The organism is Isoptericola sp. NPDC056605 (genome assembly GCF_042792795.1).
Classification (GTDB): Bacteria; Actinomycetota; Actinomycetes; order Actinomycetales; family Cellulomonadaceae; genus Isoptericola.
Genome location: NZ_JBHTVT010000004.1, coordinates 58414 through 66046, shown reverse-complemented (window position 1 = coordinate 66046; position 7633 = coordinate 58414). Strand labels below are relative to the sequence as shown.

Here is a 7633-nt window from a genome sequence, read left to right as displayed (position 1 = left end):
GCTGCGGTGGTGCCCCCCGCCCCCTTTGGACTACTGGGGGGGCCCGCCCCCCCCCCCCCCGGGGGGGGGGCCCCTGGCCCGGTCCGCCCGCCCCGGGGCGGGCCCCCCCGGGCCGGGCCCCGCCGTCGCCCGCGGGGCGGAGTGCTACGCGGTGCTGAACCTGTACCCGTACAACTCGGGGCACCTCATGGTGCTGCCCTACCGGCACGTGTCCGGATACGTCGACCTCACGGCGTCCGAGACCGCCGAGCTGGCCACGATGACCCAGACGGCGATCCGCACCCTCGGCGCGGTCTACGGTCCGGCCGGCTACAACATCGGGATGAACCAGGGCGAGGTCGCGGGCGCCGGCATCGCGGCGCACCTGCACCAGCACGTGGTGCCGCGCTGGCTCGGCGACGCGAACTTCCTGCCCGTCGTCGGGCAGACCAAGGCGCTGCCGGAGCTGCTGGCCGACACACGGGCCCGGCTCGCCGCGGCCTGGCCCGGCGCGGGCACCGCCACCGAGCCCGACGGGGCGCGCTGATGCTCGGCGGCCTGCGGGCGACGATGCAGCGGCTGTTCACCCCGCCCGCGCGGCTGCTCCTGAGGCTCGGGGTGTCGCCGGACGCCGTGACGATCGCGGGCACGGTCGTCGTCGTCGTCCTCGCCCTCACGCTGCTGCCCACCGGGCACGTCCTGCTCGGCGGCGTCCTCATCGGCCTGTTCGCCCTCGCGGACTCGATGGACGGGGTCATGGCGCGCCTGTCGGGCCGCACCGGGCCGTGGGGCGCGTTCCTCGACTCGACCCTCGACCGGATCTCCGACGGAGCCGTGTTCGCGGGCATCACGCTGTGGTTCGTGCTCCACCCGGACCTGCCGCACGCCACGTGGGGGATCGTCGCCTCGCTCGCGTGCCTCGTGCTCGGCTCGGTCGTGCCGTACGCCCGCGCCCGCGCCGAGAGCGTCGGCGCCACCGCCGCCGTCGGGATCGCCGAGCGCACCGACCGGCTCGTGGTCGCCCTTGCGGCCGTCGCGTTCACGCAGGTGGGGCTGCCGGTCCTCGTGACCGAGATCGCGCTGACGCTGCTCGCCTTCGCCAGCCTCGTCACCGTGGTGCAGCGGGTGGCGACCGTCCGGCGTCAGCTCGCCCCGGCGGGGCCCGTCCCGCACGCACCCACCGACCGTCCCGACCCGGAGGCCTGATGCGGATCGACGTCGCCCGCCTGTACACGTTCGCCTGGCGCCACGCGCCGAAGATCCCGGAGCCGGTGCTGCGCGCGGCGTTCACCGCCGTCGCCGACCTCACGTGGCTGCGCCGCACCGAGGGGGTGCGGCGGCTCGAGGCGAACTACGCGCGCGTGCGGCCCGACCTCGACGGGCCCGAGCTGCGCCGCCTCACCCGGGCCGGCATGCGCTCGTACATGCGGTACTTCCGCGAGGCGTTCACCCTGCAGGGGGCCACCGCCGAGCAGATCACCGCCCGCGTGCGCGTGGACGGCTACGAGAACCTCGCCGGGCCGGTCGCCGACGGGCAGGGCGTCTCGCTCGCGCTGGCCCACCTGGGCAACTGGGACCTCGCCGGCGCGTACGCGACGCCGCACATCGCCCCCGTGCTCACCGTGGCAGAACGGCTCAAGCCCGAGGAGCTGTTCGTCGAGTTCGTCGAGTTCCGCCGCTCGATCGGCATCGACGTGCTGCCGCTCGGCGACCACGACGTCTTCCGCAACCTCGTCCGCGGGGCCGTGAAGGGCGGGTGCATCGTGCCGCTGCTCGCCGACCGAGACCTCACGTCGTCGGGCGTCGAGGTGGACCTCTGCGGGCACCGCGCCCGCGTCGCCGCGGGGCCGGCCGCGCTGGCGCTCGCGGCCAAGGTCCCGCTCGTGCCGGTGGGGATCACCTACGAGCGGCTCACCGGCGAGCGCCGGCGGGCCGCCGGCACGGCCTGGGGCATCGTGATCCGGTTCTACCCGCCCGTCCCGGTCCCCGACGACTCCGGGCTGCACCGCAAGGAGCGCGTGGCACGCATGACGCAGGGCTGGGTGGACGCGGTCGCCGTCACCCTCCAGGAGTCCACGCAGGACTGGCACATGCTGCAGCGCGTCTTCGTCGACGACCTCGACGCCGAGCGGTACGCGCGCACCAGGGCCGAGGCGGGCGAGGCATGAGCGCCGTCCCCGGCGGCGCCACCGTCGCCGCCCCGGCGCGCCCGCTGCGCGTCGGGATCGTGTGCCCGTACTCGTTCGACGCGCCGGGCGGGGTGCAGTTCCACGTGCGCGACCTCGCGCAGGCGCTGCAGCGTGCCGGGCACGAGGTGTCCGTGCTCGCCCCGGCGGACGACGACACGCCCGTCCCGGAGGTCGTCACCGCGGCCGGCCGGGCGATCCCCGTGCGCTACAACGGCTCGGTCGCCCGACTGACGTTCGGCCCGCGGGCCGCCGCCCGGGTCCGACGGTGGGTCGAGGCGGGCCGGTTCGACGTCGTGCACGTGCACGAGCCGATGGTGCCCAGCCTGTCCATGCTCGCGCTGTGGCAGGCCGACGGGCCCGTCGTGGCCACGTTCCACACGTCGCAGGCGCGCTCGCGGGCGCTGCAGGTCGCGTACCCCCTGCTGCGGCAGTCGCTGGAGAAGATCGCGGCGCGGATCGCCGTCTCCGAGGACGCGCGCCGCACCCTCGTCGACCACATGGGCGGCGACGCCGTCGTCATCCCGAACGGCGTCTACGTCGACACCTTCGCCGCGGCCGTGCCGGACGACCGGTGGCGCGGCACCCCCGAGGCGCCGACGATCGCGTTCCTCGGCCGGCTGGACGAGCCGCGCAAGGGCCTCCAGGTGCTCGCCGCGGCCGCCCCGCAGGTGCTCGAGCGCATCCCCGGGGCACGCTTCCTCGTCGCGGGCAAGGGCGACGACGGCCGGGACGACGCCCTCGAGGCGCTCGGCCCGCACGCCGGCTCGTTCGAGTTCCTGGGGGGCGTGAGCGACGAGGACAAGGCGTCGCTGCTCGCGTCGGCGGACCTGTACGTCGCGCCGCAGACGGGCGGCGAGAGCTTCGGCATCGTGCTCGTCGAGGCGATGAGCGCCGGCGCCGGCGTCGTGGCCAGCGACCTGGGGGCGTTCCGCCGGGTGCTCGACGAGGGCGCCGCGGGGCGGCTGTTCCGCACCGGCGAGCCCGACGACCTGGCCCGGACGGTCCTCGAGGCCCTGGGCGACGCCGCCGGCACCCAGGAACGGCGGGACCGGGCCGCGGCGTTCGTGCGCCGGTTCGACTGGTCCGCGGTGACCCAGCAGGTGCTCGCGGTCTACGAGATGGCCGTCGCCGCGGGGGAGGCGCTGGGCTCCCCGGTGGCCCCGTCGCGGACGGAGAGCGCCGTCGGCTGGCTGCGCACCCGGCGCGCCGCAGGAGGTGAGGGAGCATGACCTGGTCCGAGCTCGCGCTCGTCGTCCTCGTCGTCGCGGCGGTCGCGGTCTGGCTCGCCTGGATCTCGGCGTCGCGCCTCGACCGGCAGCACCGCAAGGTGGTCGCGTCACGCATCGCCCTGCAGGCCCAGCTCGCGCGCCGCGCGGGGGCCGCCGTGGACCTGGCCTCGTCGGGGCTGCTCGACCCGGCGGGGGCCGTGCTCGTCGCCGACGCCGCGTTCGCCGCCCTGGAGGACGCGGGTCCGGCGCCGACGCCCGGCGCGGAGCTCGCGCTGGACGGGCTCGGCCTCGACCGCGAGCGGGCCGAGAGCGAGCTCTCCGCGACGCTGCGCTCCGCGCTCGGCGACGACGAGGCGCTGGCGGAGCTGCGCGGGGCGCCCGGCGGCGACGAGCTCGTCGGGCAGCTCGCGGCCGCCTGGTACCGCGCCCAGCTGGCCCGGCGGTTCCACAACGAGGCCGTGGCCCAGGCGCGGCGCGTGCGGCGCACCTGGTACGTGCGCCTGCTGCGGCTGTCGGGGCACGCGGCGCTGCCGCGCACGGTCGAGCTGGACGACCAGATGCCGGAGGGGCTCTCCGCAGCCTGACGCGCGGAACTAGGATGGAAGGCGCGTGACAGCGGTCACGCGTCCTACTGCGACACGAGCGAGGTTGCGTTGAGCGAGACCATCGGCAGCGACGGCCGGATCCCCGCGGGAGAGGTGGGCACCGCCCGCGTCAAGCGCGGCATGGCCGAGATGCTCAAGGGCGGCGTCATCATGGACGTCGTCACGCCCGAGCAGGCGAAGATCGCCGAGGACGCCGGCGCCGTGGCCGTCATGGCCCTCGAGCGGGTGCCCGCCGACATCCGTTCCCAGGGCGGCGTCGCCCGCATGAGCGACCCCGACATGATCGACGGCATCATCGACGCCGTCTCGATCCCCGTGATGGCGAAGGCGCGCATCGGGCACTTCGTCGAGGCGCAGGTGCTGCAGTCCCTGGGCGTCGACTACATCGACGAGTCGGAGGTGCTCACCCCCGCCGACTACGCCAACCACATCGACAAGTGGCAGTTCACCGTGCCGTTCGTGTGCGGTGCCACCAACCTCGGCGAGGCGCTGCGCCGCATCACCGAGGGCGCGGCGATGATCCGCTCCAAGGGCGAGGCCGGCACGGGCGACGTCTCCAACGCGACGACGCACATGCGCCAGATCCGCGCGCAGATCCGCCGCCTGACCTCGCTGCCCGAGGACGAGCTGTTCGTCGCGGCCAAGGAGCTGCAGGCGCCGTACGAGCTCGTCGCCGAGGTCGCGCGCGCCGGGAAGCTCCCGGTCGTGCTGTTCACCGCGGGCGGCATCGCCACCCCGGCGGACGCCGCGATGATGATGCAGCTCGGCGCCGAGGGCGTGTTCGTCGGTTCCGGCATCTTCAAGTCGGGCGACCCCGTCGCGCGGGCGAAGGCGATCGTGCAGGCCACCACGTTCCACGACGACCCGGACGTCCTCGCGAAGGTCTCCCGCGGCCTGGGCGAGGCGATGGTCGGCATCAACGTCGACGAGATCCCCGAGCCGCACCGGCTCGCCGAGCGCGGCTGGTAGGTCCAGCGAGGCGTGCTGCTGCCCGAACCGTCCGTGCCGGGTGCGGACCTGCCTGTCCGGGCGGTCCTGCCCGCCACGGTCGAGGCGGTGCGGTCGCGCGGCACCGCGGTGCTGGTCGCGCCGCCCGGGTCGGGGAAGACGTCGCTGCTGCCGCTGGCGCTGGGCGACGCGCTCGGCGGCACGATCGTCGTCGCCGAGCCGCGACGGATGGCGACCCGCGCGGCTGCCGCGCGGCTGGCGACGCTGGTCGGCGAGCCGCTCGGGCAGCGGATCGGCTACGCGATGCGCGGGGAACGCAGCGGGGGCCGAGGTGTCCGCGTCGAGGTGGTGACCACCGGGCTCCTCGTCCGGCGCCTGCAGCAGGACCCGGAGCTCCCGGGGGTCGCCGCGATCGTGATCGACGAGTGTCACGAGCGGCACCTGGACGCCGATCTGCTGCTCGCGCTCTGCGTCGACGTCCGCGCGAACCTTCGGGACGACCTGGCGATCGTCGCGACGTCGGCCACCGCGGACACGGTCCGGCTGAGCCGCGCGCTGGGCACCGACGTCCCGGCGCCCGTGATCACCGCGTCCGCGGCGCAGTTCGACGTGGCGACCGAGTGGGTCCCACCACCGGTCCCCGCGCCGCTGCTGCCCGGTGGGCGGGTCGACCCGCGCCTGCTGGACCACGTCGCGACCGTCGTCCGGCGCGCGCTGACCGAGAACGACGGCGACGTCCTCGTGTTCGTCCCGGGCGAGGGCGAGATCGCCGCGATGACCCGCCGGCTGGCCGGCCAGAACGTCCTGCCGTTGTTCGGCCGCCAGTCCCGGGCCGAGCAGGACCGCGCGCTGGCTCCGTCCGCCACGCGCCGGATCGTGGTCACGACGTCGGTCGCGGAGAGCTCGCTCACCGTGCCCGGAGTCAGGGTCGTGGTCGACGCGGGCCTGGCCCGGGAGCCGCGGACCGACCAGTCCCGTGGCCTCGGTGCGCTGGTCACGTGCCGGGTCTCGAGGTCGTCGGCCGACCAACGAGCGGGTCGCGCCGGGCGCGAGGCGCCCGGCCGCGTCTACCGGTGCTGGTCCGCCACCGACCACGCCCGGCTCGACGATCATGCGGCGCCGGAGATCGCGACCGCCGACCTGGCGTCCTTCGCGCTCGACCTCGCGGCGTGGGGTGCGCCCGGCGGCGCTGGCCTGACCCTGCTCGAGGCGCCGCCGGTGGCGGCGATGTCCGCGGCCACCGAGCTGCTGCGCCGCGTCGAGGCCGTGGACGACGCAGGACGGATCACCGAGCGCGGCCGGCGGATGGCGGCGATCGGGGCGCATCCCCGGCTGGCTCGGGCGTTGCTGGACGGGGCGCCGCGGGTCGGCGCCGACCGGGCGCGCGAGGTCGTCGCCATGCTCTCGGACGACTCCGGCCGCGGCTCCGGCGACGACCTGCCGGCGCGCTGGCGAGCCCTGCGCCGTGGTGAGGACCGCGCGGCCACGGCCCTCTGGCGCGAAGAGACGAAGCGCCTCGGCCGGGGCGCGACGACGGGCAACCCCCCAGGTGGGCGGGCTGGTCGGGAGACCCGCGAGGTACCGGACGACCTCGCCGCGGGGATCGTGGTGGGGCTGGCGTACCCCGACCGCATCGCCCGGGCCCGCGGGACGGACTCGACGACCTACCAGATGTCCGGTGGCACGGGCGCTGCCCTGGACCCGCAGTCGCCGTGGCGGACCACGACCTGGCTGGCGATCGCGGTCGCCGACCGGGCGCCCGGTCGCGCCGACGCCAGGATCCGTTCCGCGGCACCGATCGACGAGCAGACCGCCCGCGACGTCGCCGGCGACCTGGTCACGACCACCGACCGGATCCGGTGGGACGACGGCCGAGTCGTGACGCGACGCGTCGAGGCGCTCGGCGCGATCGTGCTGAACGACGTCCCGCTGGCGAACCCCGACCCGCTGCTCGTGCAGGCGGCCGTCCGTGACGGCATCCGGCGCAGCGGCCTGTCCGTGCTGCGCTGGTCGGAGGCGGCGCTCGCTCTGCGCGAGCGGCTCGCGTTCTGCCACGCCCACCTCGGCGCCCCGTGGCCCGCGGTCGACGACGAAGCGCTGCTGGGCGGGCTCGACGGCTGGCTGGGCGCCGAGCTCGCCTCGGTGCGAGGCGCGCGCGATCTGGCCCGCATCGACGTGGCCTCGGCGCTCCGGCGGCTGCTGCCCTGGCCCGCCGCAGGCCGGTTCGGCGAGCTCGCACCGGAGCGGCTCCAGGTCCCGTCGGGCACGCAGGTCCGGCTCGCGTACGACGGTGTCGAGCCACCGGTCCTCGCGGTGAAGCTGCAGGAGGTGTTCGGCTGGGCCGCTGCTCCGGCGGTCGCGGACGGTCGTGTCCCGGTCGTGCTGCACCTGCTGTCGCCCGCACGACGTCCGGTCGCGATCACCAGCGATCTCGCCTCCTTCTGGAAGCAGGGCTATCCCCGGGTCAGGGCCGACCTGCGAGCCCGCTACCCCCGCCATCCGTGGCCGGAGGATCCCCTCACCGCCCTCCCGACCGCACGGGTCAAGCCTCGCCGGTGAGTCGGGGTGCGACCTGATCACGTCCGTCGCGGTGACCGGCGACAGCGTGCCGGGAGCGGCCGTGCCGGTGGCTGGTTCGTGGGGTGCTCGTGGCTAGCATGGGCCTCATGGATGCACGTTCCCC

At 75.7% G+C, this 7633-nt stretch carries 7 protein-coding genes; all 7 read left to right on the top strand.

Features of this window, described 5'->3' with window-relative positions:
* Position 1 precedes the first annotated feature (1 nt).
* Entirely contained in the window at positions 2-526 is a 525-nt protein-coding gene (locus tag ACFQ8Y_RS05840) for an HIT family protein (RefSeq protein ID WP_430584894.1), read from the top strand.
* Positions 526-1185: a phosphatidylinositol phosphate synthase gene (gene pgsA, locus ACFQ8Y_RS05835; RefSeq protein WP_430551195.1), complete on the top strand. Its 660-nt coding sequence runs from the start codon at positions 526-528 to the stop codon at positions 1183-1185. Before ACFQ8Y_RS05840 ends, pgsA begins: the two co-directional genes overlap by 1 nt.
* On the top strand, positions 1185-2147 hold the full coding sequence (locus ACFQ8Y_RS05830; protein WP_430551196.1) for a phosphatidylinositol mannoside acyltransferase: 963 nt from the start codon (positions 1185-1187) through the stop codon (positions 2145-2147). Before pgsA ends, ACFQ8Y_RS05830 begins: the two co-directional genes overlap by 1 nt.
* The gene (locus tag ACFQ8Y_RS05825) at positions 2144-3397 is read left to right on the top strand and encodes a glycosyltransferase family 4 protein (RefSeq protein ID WP_430584893.1); all 1254 of its coding nucleotides are present in this window, start codon (positions 2144-2146) and stop codon (positions 3395-3397) included. The genes ACFQ8Y_RS05830 and ACFQ8Y_RS05825 overlap by 4 nt, the downstream gene beginning before the upstream one ends.
* Complete coding sequence (locus ACFQ8Y_RS05820; RefSeq protein WP_430562254.1) at positions 3394-3981, top strand: hypothetical protein; 588 nt, start codon at positions 3394-3396, stop codon at positions 3979-3981. Before ACFQ8Y_RS05825 ends, ACFQ8Y_RS05820 begins: the two co-directional genes overlap by 4 nt.
* Positions 3982-4050: 69 nt before the next feature.
* Entirely contained in the window at positions 4051-4971 is a 921-nt protein-coding gene (gene pdxS / locus ACFQ8Y_RS05815; protein WP_430551199.1) for a pyridoxal 5'-phosphate synthase lyase subunit PdxS, read from the top strand.
* A gap of 12 nt (positions 4972-4983) precedes the next feature.
* A complete protein-coding gene (hrpB, locus tag ACFQ8Y_RS05810) occupies positions 4984-7509 on the top strand; it encodes an ATP-dependent helicase HrpB (protein ID WP_430584892.1) in 2526 nt (841 codons plus the stop codon).
* Positions 7510-7633: the final 124 nt, after the last annotated feature.